This is a genomic window from Streptomyces sp. ADI95-16, assembly GCF_003721495.1.
Lineage (GTDB): Bacteria > Actinomycetota > Actinomycetes > Streptomycetales > Streptomycetaceae > Streptomyces > Streptomyces goshikiensis.
Window position 1 is genome coordinate 4,071,755 of sequence record NZ_CP033581.1, and the last position, 17,470, is coordinate 4,089,224.

Sequence of the window (17,470 nt, forward strand, 5' to 3'; positions counted from 1 at the left end):
CCGCGTACGTGTGATCAGGCGGCGTGCTGTGCGAGGAAGTCGGTGATGAGCTTCTGCCATTCCCCGGGGCGCTCCACCATGGGCAGGTGGCCGGTGGGGATCTCCACGAGCCGGGCGCCGGGGATGTTCTCGGCGAGCTGGTGGTGCAGGCGCGTGGAGGCGAACCAGTCCTGGGTGGTGGAGACGACCAGGGTGGGCACCTGGATGTGGCCGAGGTCGTCGCGGACGTCGATCCGGTCGACGAGTTCGGCGTGTTCGGGAGAGCCCTCGGCGATGCCGGAGGCGGTGTACGCCACGGCCTGCCGGAGCTGCTCGGGCACCATGGCCCCCAGCGCGTCGGCTCCCGTGGCCATCATGACCAGGAACTGGGCCAGCAGCTCCTGGTCCGTCTCGGCCAGCTTGCCCCAGATCGGTGCGGAGAGGGCGAGCCGGTTGTCGGGGCGGGCGAAGGTCGCGGTCAGCACCAGCGCGGTGACGCGCTCGGGGTGGCGGGCCGCCGCGCGGATGGCGACCGGGCCGCCCAGCGAGTAGCCGGAGACCGCGAAGGTCTCCAGGCCCTCGGCGACGGCGGCGGCGACGAGCTGGTCGGCCAGGTCGTCCAGCGACAGCGGGGTGGTGGACCGGGGAGTTCCGCCGCTGCCGGGGTAGTCGACGCCGACGACCTTGTGGCCGGCGGCCAGGCCCTCAAGGATCGGGCCGTAGGTCTGGTCGACGCTGCTGCCGGCGCCGTGGGCGAGGGCGAGACCGGGGCCGGAGCCCAGGACGGTGCGGGCGAAGGTCGCTTCGGGCAGGGGACGTGCGGACATGGTTGGGGTTCCTTTTCTTGGAGGAGCGAACGTCAGTGGGGGGTGCGGCGCCGCGACCCGGAAACGGATCCGCTCCTGGGGGAGCGGGGTGGGTTCCGAGCCGGGCGGGAGCTGGGCGTGACCGGTGGGCTCGGCGGGAGCCGGGCGTGACCGGCCGACTCGGCGGGAGCCGGGCGTGACCGGCCGACTCGGCGGGAGCCGGGCGTGACCGGCGGGGTTAGGCGTGGCCGGCGGGGTTGGCCAGGGGGCCGACGGGTTCTGGCGGGCCCAGCGGGGTTGGCCAGGCCCGGGGTTCGGCCAAGCCCGGCGGGGTTGGCCAGGCCCGGCGCGGCCGGGCGAAAGCCGGTCGGCGCCGGTGGGGCCGGCGCGGCCGGTCGGGACCGGTGAGGGCCGGTGGGCCCGGCGCGGCCGGGCGGGCCGGGGCGGCCGCCCCTCGCGCGCCAGGGCGCGAGGCGGCGGCACGGGGTCAGGGCAGCAGGACGGCCTTGCCGCGGCCCAGGCGAGCCTCCAGGTCCGCGTGGGCCCGTGCGGCCTCGGCCAGGGGGTAGCTGCGCCAGACCGGCACGGCGAGCCGTCCGTCGGCGGCCAGTCGCGCCAGCTCCGGGAGGGATTGGCCTTCCTCGCCGGTGCCCGCGCTGAAGCGCACGCCGTGCCGCGCGGCGGCCATGTCGGCGATGGTTGTCACCCGGGTGGCGTCGCCGGTCAGGGCGACGGACTCGGCGAGCACGCCGGCGCCGGAGGCGTCGAAGACGAAGTCCACCCCGCCCGGGGCGGCGGCCTTCACCCGCTCCGCCCAGCCGTCGCCGTAGCGGACCGCGGTGGCGCCGAGGCGGCCCACCTGCTCCAGGTCCCGCTCGGCGGCGGTGCCGATGACGGTGACGCCGCGCGCGACGGCCAACTGCACCGCGACGACGCCCACGCCGCCGGCGGCGCCGTGGATGAGCAGCGTCTGCCCCGCCCCCGCGCCCAGCTGGCCCAGGACGCGGAACGCGGTCTGCCCGACCGTGACCAGCGAGGCGGCGGTCTCCCACGACAGGGCGGCGGGCTTGGCCACCGGTCGGTCGAGAAGGGCGTACTCGCTGTAGCCGCCGCCCGCGGTGGCGCCGAGAACCTCGTCGCCCACGGCCGCGTCGGCGCCCTCGCCGACCGCGTCGACGACACCGGCCGCGTCCAGGCCCGGGATCACGGGAAAACGGGCCGGGATGACATCGGCCATCAGCCCGGAGCGGATCTTCATGTCGAGCGGGTTCACCGAGGCGGCCTTGACCTTGATCCGGACCTGGCCGGGCCCCGGCTCGGGCGGGGTGACCTCCGACAGCCGCAACACCTCGGGCCCGCCGTACTCGGAGAAAGCGATCGCAGTGGACATCAGGAACTCCCGGAAAGAGGGGAAGCCGCACACGCCCTGAATCATTCGGTGCGTGTGATTGCCATTCCTGTGTATCACACGTTGAGTATGATTCGCGAAGGCCAGCTGACATGACACAGATCACACGGCATGTATGATTTTTAGGTAGGGTGTCGTTCATGTCGTCGACCCCCGTGCACCGCCGCAAGCCGACCCTGAGCAATCCGCGGGTCCAGCGCACCCGCGCGCGGATCATCACCGTCGCGCGCGAACTGCTGTCCGAGGCCGGCCCGGAAGGGCTGACGTACGCCCTGCTGGCCGAGCGGGCCGGCGTCACCCGCCAGACCGTCTACCGGCACTGGCACAACCGCGCCGCCCTGCTCTCGGACCTCATCCTCGAAGGCCCCGACCTCGGCAACTACCCCGAACCCGGCACCGATGTGCGCACCGTGGCCACCGCCTGGCTGAAGAGCATGCGCGACGGCATGAACGCCCCCGCCGTCCGCCCCGCCGTCCTCGCCGTCACCGCCCAGGCCGACCACGACCCGGACAGCGCGCAGGCCCTCGTCCACATCGTCGAGGACCGCCACGCCGCCTTCAACGGGATGCTGGAGCCCGCCGGGGTGCGGATCAGCGCCGAGGAGTACACCCTGCTGTACGGGCCGGTCGTCGCCCGGCTCTTCTTCGACCGCGCCCAGGCCACCGACGCCTTCATCGACGCCGTCGTCGCCCAGTGGCTCACGACCCTGCGACTCGAAGACGGCGACGGTGGCGACGGTCGCGACGGCCACGGCGACCGCCCGGCGCGGGAGCGGCGCTAGGCTGCGCGCGTGCCCTCGTACTCGATCGGGCAGGCCGCGGGCCTGCTGGGCGTGAGCCCCGAAACCGTCCGCCGCTGGGCCGACGCCGGGCGGCTGCCCGTGCGGCGCGTCGCCGAGGGGGCCCGGGCCGTGGACGGCGTGGTGCTCGCCGCCTTCGCGAAGGAGCGGGCGGCCGGGCTGCACCCGGTGCCGGAAACCGCCGCCGCCACCTCGGTACGGAACGCCTTCGCCGGGATCGTCACCTCGGTCCGGCTCGACGACGTGGCCGCCCAGGTGGAGGTCCAGTCGGGCCCGCACCGCGTGGTGTCGGTGGTGACGCGGGAGTCGGTGGAGGAACTCGGCATCGCGGTCGGGGTCAGCGTCACGGCCCGCGTGAAGTCCACGGAAGTCCACATCGACGTCCCGTGACGCCGCCGCGGCCGCGTGACGGGTCGATCAGCCGGCCGGGTCAGAGGCAGCGCAGCGCCGCGTACAGGTCCAGCTTGTGGTCCAGCCGGGACAGGTCACGGCCCGTCAGGGTCTCCACCCGCTCGATCCGGTAGTGCACGGTGTTCACGTGCAGGTGCAGCGCCTCCGCCGTGCGCGTCCAGGAGCAGTTGTTGGCGAGGAACACCTCCAGGGTCTCCCGCAGCATCCCCTCCCCGAGCGCGCCCAGCGTCCGGGTCCCGAACACCGCCCGGACCTCCCGCGGTACCCCGGCCAGCAGTTCCGCGAGGGTGTCCAGCTGCTCCACCCCGCGCACCGGAGCCTCCGGGTCGGCCGCCGTCAGCGCGAACCGGGCCTGGCCCAGCGAAGCCCGCAGCCGCTGCGCCCCGGGGACCGGCGAGCCCACGCCCAGCCGCAGCGCGGTGTCCGCCCCCGCGTCCGGCGCCGACGCGCCGCACGCCTGGAGCAGCGGCCAGACCGAGCGGAGCAGGCCCGTCACATCGCCCTCCGCGCCGGGGTCCTCGTACAGGACCGCCGCCGAGTCCCCCACGGCGTACCGGGCCGCGTCCCCCAGGTGCCCCAGCGCCTCCGCGAGGGCGTCGCCCGAGGTGGCGGCCAGCACCCGGTACGGCCCGCCCGCGGGCAGCCCGGCCGCGCCGAGGGCCTCCTCCAGCGCCCCCGGATCCGCCGGGCCGTCCCCCGACAGCAGCCCGATCAGCTCCTGCCCCGCCGCGCGCCCGGCGGCCACCCGGCGCGCCTGCCCGTCGCGGTACTGGGCGAACACCTCGGCGATCTCGTGGAGCACCCGCGGCGGGGCCGCGTCCGCGTCGGGCACGTACAGGTGCCAGGCGTCGTACGGCGAGCTCTCGGCCCCGACGCGCAGCGAGACCCCGCCGCGCACCGAACCGGGCCGCCGCGCCGGAACGGCCGGGGCGCAGGGCGTACGGGCCACCGTGCGGCCGGTCGCGGTGAGCAGGTAGCAGGCCACGGGCCCCAAGTGCGCGCAGGCGCGGTCGAGCAGCTCGGCCGGGCCGGCCCCGCCCTCCAGCAGCCGGCTCAGCTCGCCGCGCACGTTCTCGGGGAGGGCGAACAGCCGGGTCGGACGGCGGCTCAGGTCGCCCCACTGGCGCAGGTACACCGCCTCGGTCACCGCGCGGAAGCTGGTCCGCGCGGGCACGGCCACCAGCGGCACCCGGTGGGCCCGGCAGGCCGCGACCAGCTCGTCGGGGACCTTGCCGTGGGTCTCCTCGCCGGCCAGCAGCGCGGTCGCCCCGGCCGCGGCGAGCGCGGAGACGAACCGGTCCGCCTTCGCGAGGTCGCCCGCCGTCCACCACACCAGTCCGCTCAGGACGAGCTCCCCGGGCCCCAGGAACCGGCCCGGTTCCTCCAGGTCGGTGGCCGTGACGCCGTTGACCTCCTGGCCGAGAAGGTCCTCATCGCCCCAGAGCAGGGTGAGGCCGAGGCTGTCGGACTGGAGCAGGTCGAGGACATGCATGGCAGGGACTCCTTGCGGTGGGCATGACCCACATTCGCCAGGTGAATACGAGAAAGCCCATCGTAAATGCAAGGACAAGGGCGCAGAGGGGCTCCTGGTTGATCGTCCAGGGCGGACCCTCCGGAGCCGGCCGCTTTCCGTGTCCGGCCACAGTCGTCCCGGCCCCCTCCGCGTTGCTTCACTGGCTGAAACGGCCGGCGAACAGCAGAACGGAAAGGCGGCGCGCGTTGGATCTCAACACGGTGCTCGACGTACGCGACGCGCGCCGCCGCGAACCCTGGCGCCCCGGCGACGCCTGGCTCGGCGGCGGCACGTACCTCTTCTCCGAGCCGCAGCCGCACGTCCGCCGCCTGATCGACCTGTCCCGGATGGGCTGGCCGCCACTGTCCTGGCAGCCCGACGGCTCCCTCGACATCGCCGCCACCTGCACCATCACCGAGCTGTCCCGGTTCGGCCGGACCCTGCCGGCCACGGCCGCCCCGCTCGTCGAGCAGTGCTGCCGGGCCTTCCTGGCCAGCTTCAAGATCTGGAACATGGCCACCGTCGGCGGCAACCTCTGCAACGGCCTCCCCGCCGGCCCGATGGTCTCCCTCACCGCCGCCCTGGACGGCAGCTGCCTGCTCCAGGGCCAGGACGGCGCCACCCGCCGGCTCCCCGTCACCGACTTCGTCCTCGGCGCGGGCGTCAAGGACCTGCGCGAGGGCGAGCTGCTCCGCTCGGTCCGGGTCCCCGCCCGCGCGCTGGGGTGCCGTACGGCCTTCCGGCAGGCCTCGCTCTACGGGCTCGGGCGCTCCGGCGCGCTGGTCATCGGCACGTCCGATCCCCAGGACGGCTCGTTCTCGCTGACCGTCTCCGCCGCCACGACCCGCCCCTTCCGCTTCTGGTTCGCCCTGCCGCCCACCGCCGCCGGGCTGCGGGCGGCGATCGACGACACCGTCCGGCCCGACGAATGGTTCGACGACATCCACGGTCTGCCCGCCTGGCGGCGCCACATGGCGCTGCTCCTGGCCGAGGAGATCCGCCGCGAACTCACGCTGGAGGAGGTTTCCCGATGAGCTACGAGATCGAGATCAACAAGGAGCGCTTCGACACCGAGCCCCGGGCCGGCCAGTGCCTGCGCACCTACCTGCGCGAGCGCGGCTGGTTCGGCGTGAAGAAGGGCTGCGACCAGGGCGACTGCGGCGCCTGCACCGTCCACGTCGACGGGCAGCCGGTGCACAGCTGCCTCTACCCGGCCGTCCGGGCCGGGGGCCGCTCGGTGACCACCGTCGAGGGACTCGCCGCGGCGGGCGGCGAGCTCCACCCCGCCCAGCGGCAGTTCCTCGACGCCCAGGGCTTCCAGTGCGGCTTCTGCACGGCCGGCTTCCTGATGACCACGGCCGCGCTCCAGGCGGAGCGGGGCACCGCCCACGACGACGGCAAGCTCGACGACCTCCCGCGCGCCTTCAAGGGCAACATCTGCCGCTGTACGGGCTACCGCGCCATCGAGGACGCCGTGCGCGGGGTCAAGCACACCGAGCTGCCCGAGGCCGGCCAGGCTGTCGGCCGGTCCCTCGGCGCCCCGGCCGGGCCGCTGGTCGTCACCGGCACCGCCCGCTACACCTTCGACGTCGAGGTGCCCGGGCTGCTCCACATGAAGCTGCTGCGCTCCCCGCACCCGCACGCCCGCATCGTCGGCATCGACACCCGCGACGCCCTCCGGGTCCCCGGGGTGCGCGCCGTCCTCACCCACCACGACGCCCCCGACCGGCTGTACTCCTCGGCGCGCCACGAGCACCCCACCGAGGACCCGATGGACACCCGGGTCCTGGACGACGTGGTGCGCTTCGTCGGCCAGCGCGTGGCGGCCGTCGTCGCCGACAGCGAGCAGGCCGCCGAGGAGGGCTGCCGGCGCGTGGTCGTCACGTACGAGGAACTCCCGTACGTCATCGACCCGGAGGAGGCGATGCTTCCGGGCGCCCCCGTCCTGCACCCCAAGGGCCCCGAGTCGGGGATCTTCCGCGCCGAGAACAACGTGTGCGGCGAGGTCCACCACACGCTCGGCGACATGGAGAAGGGGTACGCGGAAGCGGACGTCGTCCACGAGGAGACCTTCCAGACGCAGCGCGTGCAGCACGCCAGCCTGGAGACCCACGGGAGCGTCGCGTACTTCGAGCCCAAGGAGTCGGGCGACGGCGAGCGCATCACCGTCCGCTCCTCCACCCAGGCGCCGTTCCTGACCCGGCGGGCGCTGTGCGCCCTCTACGACCTGGGTGAGGACGAGGTCCGCGTCGTCGCGGGCCGCGTGGGCGGCGGGTTCGGCGGCAAACAGGAGATGCTCACCGAGGACATCGTGGTCCTCGCCGCCCTGAAGCTGCGGCGCCCGGTGAAACTCGAATTCACCCGGGCCGAGCAGTTCTACGGCGCCACCACCCGCCACCCCTTCAAGATCACCATCAAGATCGGCGCCAAGGCCGACGGCACCCTCACCGCCCTGCGCATCCGCGTGCTCTCCAACACCGGCGCCTACGGCAACCACGGCCCGGCGGTGATGTTCCACAGCGTGGGCGAGTCCTTCGCCGTCTACAAGGCGCCGAACAAGGAGGTGGAGGCGTACTCGGTCTACACCAACGGCGTACCGGCGGGCGCCTTCCGCGGCTACGGCCTGGGCCAGGTCCTCTTCGCCCTCGAATCGGTGATGGACGAGCTCGCCGTCAAGCTCGGCATGGACCCGCTCGTCCTGCGCGAGAAGAACGTCATCGGCGCCGGCGACCACCTGGTGACCCCGATCGGTCACGAGGAGGACCTGTTCATCGCCTCGTACGGGATGAAGCAGTGCATGGACGTCGTCCGCAAGGCCATCGCCGAGGACCGCAGCCACGAGGACGTCCCCGAGGGCTGGCTCACCGGCACGGGAGCGGCCGTCGCCATGATCGCGACCGGACCGCCGGGCGGCCACTTCGCCGACGCCCGGGTCAGCCTGCTGCGCGACGGCACGTACGACATCGCGGTCGGCACGGCCGAGTTCGGCAACGGCACCACCACCGTCCACAAGCAGATCACCGCGGGCGCGCTGAACACCACGGTCGACCGGATCGCGGTCCGCCAGTCCGACACGGACGTGGTCCGCCACGACACCGGCGCCTTCGGCTCGGCCGGCACGGTGGTGGCGGGCAAGGCCGTGATGCTGGCGGCGAACTCCCTCGCCGAGCGGCTGCGGACCTTCGCGGCCCGGCACACCGGCGTCGCCCGGCACCTGTGCGAGCTGGGGGCCGAGGCCTTCGACTGCGCGGGCCGGACCGTCACCCTGAAGGAGCTGTACGAGGCCGCGTACGACAGGAACGCGCTCGACGAGATCGCCGCGGACGGCCACTGGGGCGGCTCCCCCCGCTCGGTCGCCTTCAACGCGCAGTGGTTCCGGCTGGCGGTCGACCCGGACACGGGCGAGATGAGGATCCTGCGCAGCGTGCACGCGGCGGACGCCGGCAAGGTCATGAACCCGATGCAGTGCCGGGGCCAGGTGGAGGGCGGCGTGGCCCAGGCGCTGGGCGCGACGCTGTTCGAGACGGTACGGGTGGACGAGCGCGGGGAGGTCACCACGGCCGCGTTCCGCCGCTACCGGCTGCCGCAGTACGCGGACGTCCCGCGCACCGAGGTCCACTTCATGGAGACCTCGGACGCGATCGGTCCGCTCGGCGCCAAGTCCATGAGCGAGAGCCCCTTCAACCCGGTGGCTCCGGCCTTCGCGAACGCCCTCCGGGACGCGACGGGGATCCGCTTCACGGAGCTGCCGGTGACGCGTGACGTGGTGTGGCAGAGGATCGCGCTGGAACGGGCACGGAAACGGTCACCGGATCTGCCAGGCACAGGCGACCAATGAGCGCTCATCTGCTGCCTATAACAAGCTAACGACCTTGCAGACGAGGTTCCGGAACGGGCGCTCCCGGGCATGACATCCCCATGGCCAAACTCATGCTCCACGGAGACCTGGACCACCCGGCGACCCTGAGCGCCGCGGACCTGCGGGAATGGGTACAGCACCGGGCCGAGGTCACGTTCGACTGCGCGACGAACGGCCCGCAGCACCACGTGTTCGAGGGCCCGCTGCTCCGCGACGTCGTCGCGCACGCGGGCCCGGCCTTCGACGCGCGCCGCCGCAAGGACCGCAGCCGGTTCCTGATCGCGGTCAGCGGCGGGGACGGCCACCACACGGTGCTGTCCTGGGCCGAGCTGGACGCCGACTTCGGCAACAGCCCGGTGCTGCTGGCGACCCGCCTCGACGGGGAGGACCTCGACGAGGCGGGCTGCCAGCTGGTGGTCCCCACGGACCTGTGCGGGGCGCGCTACGTCAGCGCGGTCACGCACGTGTGGTTCGGCGCGCTGTCCCCGCCGAGCCTGGGCATGTGAAGACGCGGCCGGATCACACGGTCGCGAGGGAGACCTCGGTCGACTTGATCAGCGCGACGACGGAGGAGCCGGCGCCCAGGCCGAGCGCCTCCACGGCGTCGTTGGTGATGGCGGCGGTCAGCCCGCCGCCGTTCACGTCGACCTTGACGGAGGCCATGGCACCGCCGGAGGCGATGTCGGCGACGGTGCCGGGGATCTGGTTGCGGATGCTGATCCCGTCGACGGCGGCGGTGGCGAGCGCCACCTCGGTGGCCTTGACCAGCGCCTTGACCGCGGTGCCCGTGGTGATGCCGAGGTCCTTGACGGCGTCGGTGGTGATCGCGGCGATGATGTCCTGGCCGCCCTCCAGCCGGACCTTGACCGTCGTCATGGCCTCACCGCTGGTGACGGCGGTGACGGTGCCGGGGATCTGGTTGCGGATGCTCAGGCTCATGAGTGGCTGACCTCGTGTGTAGGCGTGTCGTGCGGTCGGGGGCGACCGCACGGGACCGACCGTAGGCACCGCCGCGTTGACCGGTGTTCAGCCGGTCGCATCCGCCACCCGGAACCACCCGACCGGCTCGCCCCTGCGGCTGCGGGGTGTCAGGCGTGCTGGGGCACCTCGGGCTTCAGCATGCCGCGCAGCGCATCGCGGAACTCCTGAGTGTCCTCCTCGCCGTGCACGGCGACGGCGTGCTGGACGGCCGCCCCCATGACTTCGTCTTCCTCACCCATGATGGTCAGGGTGCACCCGATGTCGCTGGGGTACTCCCTGCAGTCCATGACCTTGCGCATGACGCGCCTCCTTTCTCTCCCCACGATCCTCCGCGGACCGCAGGAACGGAAGCCGGGCCCTCACCGGGCGATACGGCCGGCTCAGCCGGAGCCGGCCGTGACGGCCCGTGACGGCCCGTGACGGCCGGCGGCGAGGGGCTGGCGGCAAGGGGCTGGGAGCTAGGGGCTAGGGGGCTAGGCGTCCTTCGTCTGCGGCATCTCTCCCGACGTCTTCGACATGTCGATCACCGCGAACGCCGCGCCCTGCTGGTCGGTCAGGGCCGCGAAACGTCCGAACGGGCTGTCCATCGGACCGAAGTGGAGTTGACCACCCCGCTTCTGGGCCTTGGAGACCGCCTCGTCGCAGTCCGGGACGCCGAAGTAGACCTGGACGTACGAGGGGATCTCCGGCGGGAACTCGTCGCCCATGCCCATCCGGCCCAGCACCGCGTTCTCGGGGCCGCGCCCGCCCAGGCTGAAGATCTTGAAGTCCATGGCCGCGCCCTCGGGGCTGTCGCCCATGTCCATCTGCTGGACCTCGTACGGGAAGACCTTCGGGAGGAATCCGTCCACCTTCCCCACGTCCCGGGAGAAGACCTCGGCCCAGGCGAACGAGCCCGGCTTCCCCGCCTTCTCGAAGCCCTTGTGCTCGCCCGGCTGCCAGACGCCGAAGACCGCGCCGCTCGGCTCCTTCGCGATCACCATCGTGCCGAAGGTGCCGACCCGCATCGGCTCCATCAGCAGCTCGCCGCCCGCCGACTTGATCTTCTCGGCGGTGGCCGCCGCGTCGGGCGAGGCGAAGTACAGACACCACTGCGACGGGGCGTCCGCGCCCGGCATCGGCGGGACCACGGCCGCCACCGCCTTGCCGTCGGAGTAGGCCTGCGTGTAGTTGCCGTACTCGCTGGACGCCTCGCCGAAGGTCCAGCCCAGCACGTCCGCGTAGAAGGCCTTCGCGGCCTCCACGTCGGCGAACATCGCGTCCGCCCAGCACGGGGCGCCTTCCGGGTACTCACTCATGCTCGATCGACTCCTGTGTCGGGTCCGACGGCGTACCCGACACACGCTAGGCGCGCGGTGCGGCGACCGCGCGGGGAGCGCGTCCGAGGGGGAGGCTGGAGCCATGGACAAGGACATCACGATGCGTCTGGCCCAGCAGCCGGAGGCGGACGCGCTGCTGGCCAGGAGCCCGCTCGCGGCCCTCGTCGGCATGCTGCTCGACCAGCAGGTCCCGATGGAGTGGGCGTTCTCGGGGCCGTACACGATCGCCGAGCGGCTCGGGGCCGACGATCTGGACGCGCACGCGATCGCCGCGTACGACCCGGAGGCCTTCGCCGCGCTGCTCTCGCGGAAGCCGGCCGTGCACCGCTACCCCGGCTCGATGGCGAAGCGGATCCAGCAGCTGTGCGCGTACCTGGTGGAGCACTACGACGGGGACGCGGAGGCCGTCTGGAAGGGCGTCGGCACCGGCGCCGAGGTGCTGCGGCGGCTGAAGGACCTGCCCGGCTACGGGGAGCAGAAGGCGCAGATCTTCCTGGCCATGCTCGGCAAGCGGTTCGGCGTCCGCCCGAAGGGCTGGCGGGAGGCCGCCGGCGGCTACGGCCCGGCGAACGTCTACCGCTCGGCGGCCGACATCACCGGCCCGGAGTCCCTGGCCAAGGTGCGGGCGCACAAGCAGGAGATGAAGGCCGCCGCGAAGGCGGAGCAGAAGGCCGCCTCCGGCTGACCGACCGGCGGCCGACCCGCGGCCGACCCGCGGCCGGACCGCCGCGGACCGCCCGCGGACCGCCCGCGGACCGCCCGCGGGGGACGCTACGCCGGGAGCCGGCGCAGCGCCGACGCGTAGCTCAGGTCCGCGTCCAGCCGCCGGAGTTCCTCCGCGAGCAGCTCGGCGGTGCTGCGGATCTTCAGCGCGACGGTACGGTCCGGGGCGCCCGGCAGGATCAGCGTGGCCAGTGCCCCGTCCGGGCGGTCCACCCGGATCTCCCCGGCCGTCGTGTCCAGCCGGACCCCGGTGATCACCGGGCCGTCGGTGGCCAGCCGGTCCACCGGCACCGCGAGCCGCTCCTCCAGCCAGCGCGCCAGCAGCTCGGCGCTCGGGTTGCCGGCCTCGCTCTCCACGCCGCCGCCCGTCAGCGGAACCGGCTTCTGGTCCAGGGCGGCGGCCAGCAGCGCCCGCCACGGCGTCAGCCGGGTCCACGCCAGGTCGGTGTCCCCGGGGGCGTACGACGCGGCCCGCTCGGCCAGCGCCGCGATCGGGTCCGCGGTGGCGTCGGCGTCCGTGATCCGGCGCTGCGCCAGCGCGCCCAGCGCGTCGCGGGCCGGGTCGGCGGGGGCGTCGGCGGGCCACCAGGCCACCACGGGGGCGTCCGGCACCAGCAGCGGGAGGACGACGGAACCGGCCTGTCCGGTGAGCTCCCCGTGCAGCCGCAGCACCACGATCTCCCCGGACCCGGCGTCGGAGCCGACGCGCAGTTCGGCGTCCAGCCGGGTCTGGCGGAGCTTGTGCGGCCCGCGTGAGGTCCGCTTGATCACCACGATGATCCGGCAGGGGTGCTCGCGGGAGGCTTCGGAGGCCGCGCGCACGGCGTCGTAGGCGTTCTCCTCGTCGGTGGCTATGACCAGGGTCAGCACCAGCCCCATGGTGGGGCTGCCGACGGCCCGTCGGGCGGCGAGCAGCGCCCGGTCGATCTTGCTGGACGTGGTGTCGGTGAGTTCGGTCCGCATGCCCCGAGTCTGTCAGCGTCCGCCCGGGAACGGGCACCCGGTACGAACATCCGACCGGAGTCATCGTCTCCGCTTCGCCGTCCCGAAGAGGGACCGCGAGATCTCCCGTCCCAGCTGGGTCCCGACCGACCGGGCCAGCGAGCGGAACAGCCCGCTCCCCACCACCTGTTCCGCCAGCGAGGGATCCGGCTTGGGCGCGCCGCGGGCGGTCTTCTGCTCCTCCTTGGCCTGCTCCTTGGCCTGCTTCTCGGCCGCCGCTGCCGCCGCGGCGGCCTCCGCCTGCGCCTCGGCGGCCGCCTGCTCGGCGCTGATCTTCTCGTACGCCGACTCGCGGTCCACCGCCTCGGCGTACCGCGAGTAGAGCGGCGAGGACTTCACGGCCTGCTCCAGCGCCGCCGGCTCGACCGGCCCCATCCGCGACTGTGGGGCCCGCAGCCGGGTCGCCGCCACCGGCGTCGGGGCGCCGTTCTCGCTGAGTACGGTGACCACCGCCTCGCCCGTGCCCAGCCCGGTCAGCAGCTCCTCCAGGTCGTAGGGGGAGTTCGGGAAGGTCTTCACCGTCGCCTTCAGCGCCTTCGCGTCGTCCGGGGTGAAGGCGCGCAGCGCGTGCTGCACCCGGTTGCCGAGCTGGGCCAGCACGTCCGCCGGTACGTCCTTCGGGGTCTGGGTCACGAAGAAGATCCCGATCGCCTTCGACCTGATCAGCCGGACCGTCTGGGTGATGGACTCCAGGAAGGCCTTCGAGGCGCCGTTGAACAGCAGGTGCGCCTCGTCGAAGAAGAAGACCAGCTTCGGCTGCTCCACGTCGCCGACCTCGGGCAGGTCCGCGTACAGGTCGGCCAGCAGCCACATCAGGAAGGTGGAGAACAGCTGCGGCTTGTCCTGCACCGCCGGGAGTTCCAGTACGGACACCAGCCCGCGGCCGTCCGCGGACGTCCGCAGGAATTCGCTCGTGTCGAACTCGGGCTCGCCGAAGAACTCGCCCGCGCCCTGCTGTTCGAACGCGGTCAGCGCCCTCAGGATCACCCCGGCCGTCACCGTGGAGAGCCCGCCGATGCCCTTGAGCTCGGCCTTCCCCTGGTCGGAGACGAGGAACGCGACGACCGCCCGGAGGTCCTTGAGGTCGATCAGCTCCAGGCCCTTGGAATCCGCGTAGTGGAAGATCAGGCCGAGCGACTGCTCCTGCGTCTGGTTGAGCTGGAGCACCTTGGACATCAGCACCGGGCCGAAACCCGTCACGGTGGCCCGTACCGGAATGCCGGTGCCGATCCCGCCCAGCGCGTAGAACTCACAGGGAAATCCGGTGGCTTCCCACTCCTGGGCCACGTCCGCGGCCCGCCCGGTCACCTTCTCGTTCGCCACGCCCGGCACGGAGATCCCCGACACGTCGCCCTTGATGTCCGCGAGGAAGACGGGGACGCCGTTCGCCGACAGCTGCTCGGCGACGAGCTGGAGGGTCTTGGTCTTGCCGGTGCCGGTGGCACCCGCGACGAGGCCGTGCCGGTTGAGCATCGACAGCGGAATCCGGATCTGCAGGTCGGGTCGGCAGGCCCCGCCCCAGAGCAGCGCGCCCAGGTCGAGGGCGGGCCCGGCGAAGGCGTACCCGGCGGCGATCTGGCCGGCCGGAGACGCGGGGTCGGTGCTCTCGCTCATGATCACTCCCGAATTAGCACTCCTTGTCACTTTTGCACCGCTGGTACGAGGCTGCGCCCGCAGGCACCGGCCCGGTAGGCTTTCCGTGTGATCTTCAAGCGCATCGGAAGCGGGCGGCCGTACCCCGACCACGGCAGGGAAACCACCCGGCAGTGGGCGGATGTCGCCCCGCGCCCGGTCCGGCTCGACCAGCTCGTGACGACCAAGGGGCAGCTGGACCTCGAAACGCTCCTCGCCGAGGACTCGACGTTCTACGGCGACCTCTTCGCGCACGTCGTGAAGTGGCAGGGCGACCTCTACCTGGAGGACGGGCTGCACCGCGCCGTGCGCGCGGCCCTGCAGCAGCGCCAGGTGCTGCACGCACGCGTCCTCGAGATGGACTGATTGCGCCTTTCGGGTCTGCCTTACCCGATCAACAGATCATTTAGTAGGCATCGTTCCGGTACGGCACTACGCTGCGCCCATGAGCATGCTCACTCCCCCCGGCATGGGCGGAAAGTACCGCGTAACGGGAGCCGCCTACCCCCGCATGAGCCGTCCGCGGCGTCGCCGCCGGATCGTGCTCGCCCTGCTCGGCTCGGTCCTCACGCTCGCCCTGCTCGGTTACGGGGCTCTGCAGCTCATCGACGTGTTCCGCGGCGACACCGCCAAGCGGAACGCGGCCGCGGGCAAGGACTGTCCGACCACGGCGCCCAAGGCCGGCCCCGCCGCCGCCTCGGCGGCCGCCGCGTCCCCGAAACCGGCCGTCGCGCTCCCCCAGCCCGCCCAGATCAAGGTCAACGTCTACAACGCGACCCCGCGCGCGGGGCTCGCCAAGGCCGTAGGCGACGAACTCCGCAAACGCGGCTTCACCGTCGGCAACGTCGGCAACGCCCCGGCCGACTTCGACAAGAAGGTCCCCGGCACCGGAATACTGCTGGGCTCCCCGAAGACCGACAAGGCCGCCTACTCCGTCCTCGGCACCCAGCTCGCCGGCACCACCCAGCAGAGCGACACGCGCGAAACCGCGGACATCGACCTGATCCTCGGCGATTCCTTCAAGGAGCTCAGCACCAAGGAGGACGCGGACAAGGCGCTGGCCCTGCTGGCCAACCCGGTGCCCGCGGTCGCCAAGAAGTGCTGACCTGACCTGAACGTGACCGGCCGCGCGTACGGGAGCGTGAACGCGTTCCCGTACGCGTGGCCGTCGTCACCGGAGTCCGTCCGGGCGCGGGTCCTACTCGGCCGAGCCGTACATGCGGTCGCCCGCGTCGCCCAGGCCCGGCACGATGTAGCCGTGCTCGTTGAGCCGCTCGTCCACGGCGGCCGTCACCACCGTCACCGGCGTGCCCGCCAGCTCGCGCTCCATGACCTCGACGCCCTCGGGCGCGGCCAGCAGCACCACGGCCGTGACGTCGTCGGCGCCGCGCTTGATGAGCTCCTGGATCGCCGCGACCAGCGTGCCGCCGGTGGCGAGCATCGGGTCGACCACGTACACCTGGCGCCCGGAGAGGTCCTCCGGCATGCGCGTCGCGTACGTGGAGGCCTCCAGGGTCTCCTCGTTGCGGACCATGCCCAGGAAGCCCACCTCGGCGGTCGGCAGCAGCCGCACCATGCCGTCCAGCATGCCGAGACCGGCGCGCAGGATCGGGACGACCAGCGGGCGCGGGTGCGACAGCTTCACGCCGGTGGTCAGGCCGACCGGGGTCTCGATGTCGGCCTGCTCGGTGCGCACGTCACGGGTGGCCTCGTAGGCCAGCAGGGTCACCAGCTCGTCGGCGAGCCGGCGGAAGGTGGGGGAGTCGGTGCGCTTGTCGCGCAGGGTGGTCAGTTTGTGCGCCACCAACGGGTGATCGACGACCTGCAAACGCACAACATCCTCCAAGACTCAAAGCTTCGGGTTTTCGACCTGCGACCTGCGCAAACGGCCGCAACACGCGACCCACACGCAAAAGGCTACGCGGTGAGCCGACCCGAAGCGTCCGCGCGGGTGTACGTGTGGGTGGACGCGCGGGCGGACACGCGGGTGTGCGTGGGGGCGGACACGCCGGTGGACACGCCGGTGGACACGCCGGTCCGCGTGACCGGACCGCCGGGGATGCGCGCCCGCGCGATGGCCAGCACGCTGGACTGGTGAGCAACGGACTGGTGATCGCGGCCGTCGACGGATCCGAGCACAGCCTGGTGGCCCTGGAATGGGCCCGGACCGAGGCCCTGCGGCACGGGGCGGGGCTGATGGTCGCCCATGTGCTGTCCGACAGCTCCCAGTTGTACGCGGGCCGCCGCAGCTCCCTCCACGACCGGTCCGAGCCGGACGCGTTCGTCGATCCGGTGGCCGAAAACCTGCGGGCCCTCCTCGCGCGGGCCCCCGAACTCCCCGCCGAGATGCGGTACGAGTCCCTGGAGGGCTCCGTCCCCGAGGCGCTCCGGGTGATCGGGGCCGAGGCCCTGATGCTGGTGATGGGCTCGCGGGGGCGCGGCGGGTTCGCCACGCTGCTGCTGGGCTCGAACAGCCGGGCGGTGGCCACCAGCGCGCCGTGTCCGGTGGTGGTGGTCCCGCACGGGGCGCGCAGCGCGGGGGCGGCCGAGGGGGCTTCGGCCGGCCGGGTGGTGCTCGGGCTGCACGCCGCCGAGACGCCCGACGACGTACCCGACTTCGCGTTCGCGGAAGCGGCCGCGCGGGGGACCGCTGTCCAGGTGGTCTCCGCGTACGCCGTGCCGCCCTCGCCGGTGGCGCTGATCGACTCCCCCTTCGCGGTGATCACTCCGGAGGGGCTGGCCGACGGCGGCGACGGGGTGCCGGCCGAGCGGGAGATGCTGCGGTCCCAGACGGAGCGGCTGGCCCCGTACCGGGAGCGGTACCCGCACGTGCCGGTCGAGCAGGTGGCCGTGCCGGGGGACGCTGCGGGATCGCTGGTGGACGCCTCGCGGTCGGCGGCGCTGGTCGTGGTCGGCCGCCACCATCCGCGGGTGCGGTCCCTGCTGATCGGGTCGGTGGCGAACGCGGTGCTCCAGCACGCGCACGGTCCGGTGGCCGTCGTGCCGCCGCTGCGGGACGACGGCTGACCGCCCGGCT

19 protein-coding genes are annotated in these 17,470 nt (G+C 73.0%); 10 read left to right on the forward strand and 9 right to left on the reverse strand.

The features are described 5' to 3' along the window. Nucleotides 1-14: 14 nt before the first annotated feature. Nucleotides 15-806: an alpha/beta fold hydrolase gene (locus tag EES41_RS17920; RefSeq protein ID WP_123079464.1), complete on the reverse strand. Its 792-nt coding sequence runs from the start codon at nucleotides 804-806 to the stop codon at nucleotides 15-17. Nucleotides 807-1,272: 466 nt separating this feature from the next. Continuing rightward, nucleotides 1,273-2,175 carry an NADP-dependent oxidoreductase gene (locus tag EES41_RS17925; protein WP_164495873.1) on the reverse strand — a complete coding sequence of 301 codons (903 nt, stop codon included), beginning with the start codon at nucleotides 2,173-2,175 and terminating at the stop codon, nucleotides 1,273-1,275. A 158-nt stretch (nucleotides 2,176-2,333) separates the two neighbouring features. On the opposite strand from EES41_RS17925, the gene EES41_RS17930 reads away from it, so the two are divergent. Together EES41_RS17930 and EES41_RS17935 are read left to right on the forward strand one after the other, a co-directional pair. Beyond that, on the forward strand, nucleotides 2,334-2,975 hold the full coding sequence (locus EES41_RS17930) for a TetR/AcrR family transcriptional regulator (RefSeq protein ID WP_123082540.1): 642 nt from the start codon (nucleotides 2,334-2,336) through the stop codon (nucleotides 2,973-2,975). Nucleotides 2,976-2,984: 9 nt separating this feature from the next. Next, nucleotides 2,985-3,383 (forward strand): molybdopterin-binding protein, encoded by a 399-nt coding sequence (locus tag EES41_RS17935; protein WP_008740971.1) that lies wholly within the window; start codon nucleotides 2,985-2,987, stop codon nucleotides 3,381-3,383. 40 nt (nucleotides 3,384-3,423) lie between these two features. On the opposite strand, the gene EES41_RS17940 is transcribed toward EES41_RS17935, so the two are convergent. Next, nucleotides 3,424-4,896, reverse strand: coding sequence for a helix-turn-helix domain-containing protein (locus EES41_RS17940; RefSeq protein WP_123079466.1), 1,473 nt, complete (start codon nucleotides 4,894-4,896; stop codon nucleotides 3,424-3,426). A 227-nt stretch (nucleotides 4,897-5,123) separates the two neighbouring features. On the opposite strand from EES41_RS17940, the gene EES41_RS17945 reads away from it, so the two are divergent. The 3 genes from EES41_RS17945 (at nucleotide 5,124) to EES41_RS17955 (ending at nucleotide 9,282) form a co-directional block, all read left to right on the forward strand. Further along, on the forward strand, nucleotides 5,124-5,951 hold the full coding sequence (locus tag EES41_RS17945; protein WP_123079467.1) for a xanthine dehydrogenase family protein subunit M: 828 nt from the start codon (nucleotides 5,124-5,126) through the stop codon (nucleotides 5,949-5,951). After that, the gene (locus EES41_RS17950) at nucleotides 5,948-8,755 is read left to right on the forward strand and encodes a molybdopterin-dependent oxidoreductase (protein WP_123079468.1); all 2,808 of its coding nucleotides are present in this window, start codon (nucleotides 5,948-5,950) and stop codon (nucleotides 8,753-8,755) included. The genes EES41_RS17945 and EES41_RS17950 overlap by 4 nt, the downstream gene beginning before the upstream one ends. An 80-nt stretch (nucleotides 8,756-8,835) precedes the next feature. Next, entirely contained in the window at nucleotides 8,836-9,282 is a 447-nt protein-coding gene (locus EES41_RS17955) for a molybdopterin-dependent oxidoreductase (protein WP_123079469.1), read from the forward strand. A 13-nt stretch (nucleotides 9,283-9,295) separates the two neighbouring features. On the opposite strand, the gene EES41_RS17960 is transcribed toward EES41_RS17955, so the two are convergent. The 3 genes from EES41_RS17960 to EES41_RS17970 form a co-directional block, all read right to left on the reverse strand. Next, on the reverse strand, nucleotides 9,296-9,715 hold the full coding sequence (locus tag EES41_RS17960; RefSeq protein WP_123079470.1) for a molybdopterin-binding protein: 420 nt from the start codon (nucleotides 9,713-9,715) through the stop codon (nucleotides 9,296-9,298). A 149-nt stretch (nucleotides 9,716-9,864) separates the two neighbouring features. Further along, nucleotides 9,865-10,056, reverse strand: a complete 192-nt coding sequence (locus tag EES41_RS17965) for a DUF1059 domain-containing protein (RefSeq protein WP_008740974.1) — start codon at nucleotides 10,054-10,056, stop codon at nucleotides 9,865-9,867. A gap of 174 nt (nucleotides 10,057-10,230) precedes the next feature. Next, nucleotides 10,231-11,055, reverse strand: a complete 825-nt coding sequence (locus EES41_RS17970; protein WP_123079471.1) for a VOC family protein — start codon at nucleotides 11,053-11,055, stop codon at nucleotides 10,231-10,233. Nucleotides 11,056-11,158: 103 nt separating this feature from the next. Between EES41_RS17970 and EES41_RS17975 the strand changes: the two genes are divergently transcribed. After that, on the forward strand, nucleotides 11,159-11,761 hold the full coding sequence (locus EES41_RS17975; protein ID WP_073774094.1) for an HhH-GPD-type base excision DNA repair protein: 603 nt from the start codon (nucleotides 11,159-11,161) through the stop codon (nucleotides 11,759-11,761). Nucleotides 11,762-11,847: 86 nt separating this feature from the next. On the opposite strand, the gene opcA is transcribed toward EES41_RS17975, so the two are convergent. After that, nucleotides 11,848-12,762, reverse strand: a complete 915-nt coding sequence (opcA, locus tag EES41_RS17980; RefSeq protein ID WP_123079472.1) for a glucose-6-phosphate dehydrogenase assembly protein OpcA — start codon at nucleotides 12,760-12,762, stop codon at nucleotides 11,848-11,850. Between the two features lie 60 nt (nucleotides 12,763-12,822). Beyond that, nucleotides 12,823-14,415: a helicase HerA-like domain-containing protein gene (locus EES41_RS17985; protein ID WP_123082541.1), complete on the reverse strand. Its 1,593-nt coding sequence runs from the start codon at nucleotides 14,413-14,415 to the stop codon at nucleotides 12,823-12,825. 87 nt (nucleotides 14,416-14,502) lie between these two features. On the opposite strand from EES41_RS17985, the gene EES41_RS17990 reads away from it, so the two are divergent. Together EES41_RS17990 and EES41_RS17995 are read left to right on the forward strand one after the other, a co-directional pair. Next, entirely contained in the window at nucleotides 14,503-14,799 is a 297-nt protein-coding gene (locus tag EES41_RS17990; protein ID WP_008740979.1) for a type II toxin-antitoxin system VapB family antitoxin, read from the forward strand. A gap of 103 nt (nucleotides 14,800-14,902) precedes the next feature. After that, on the forward strand, nucleotides 14,903-15,538 hold the full coding sequence (locus EES41_RS17995; RefSeq protein WP_174261821.1) for a LytR C-terminal domain-containing protein: 636 nt from the start codon (nucleotides 14,903-14,905) through the stop codon (nucleotides 15,536-15,538). 93 nt (nucleotides 15,539-15,631) lie between these two features. Here the strand turns inward: EES41_RS17995 and upp are convergent, their stop codons facing one another. After that, nucleotides 15,632-16,267 (reverse strand): uracil phosphoribosyltransferase, encoded by a 636-nt coding sequence (gene upp, locus EES41_RS18000; protein WP_123079474.1) that lies wholly within the window; start codon nucleotides 16,265-16,267, stop codon nucleotides 15,632-15,634. 90 nt (nucleotides 16,268-16,357) lie between these two features. On the opposite strand from upp, the gene EES41_RS41465 reads away from it, so the two are divergent. Both EES41_RS41465 and EES41_RS18005 read left to right on the forward strand, forming a co-directional pair. Next, nucleotides 16,358-16,531 (forward strand): hypothetical protein, encoded by a 174-nt coding sequence (locus EES41_RS41465; RefSeq protein ID WP_164495874.1) that lies wholly within the window; start codon nucleotides 16,358-16,360, stop codon nucleotides 16,529-16,531. After that, a complete protein-coding gene (locus EES41_RS18005) occupies nucleotides 16,528-17,460 on the forward strand; it encodes a universal stress protein (RefSeq protein ID WP_254211490.1) in 933 nt (310 codons plus the stop codon). Before EES41_RS41465 ends, EES41_RS18005 begins: the two co-directional genes overlap by 4 nt. Nucleotides 17,461-17,470: the final 10 nt, after the last annotated feature.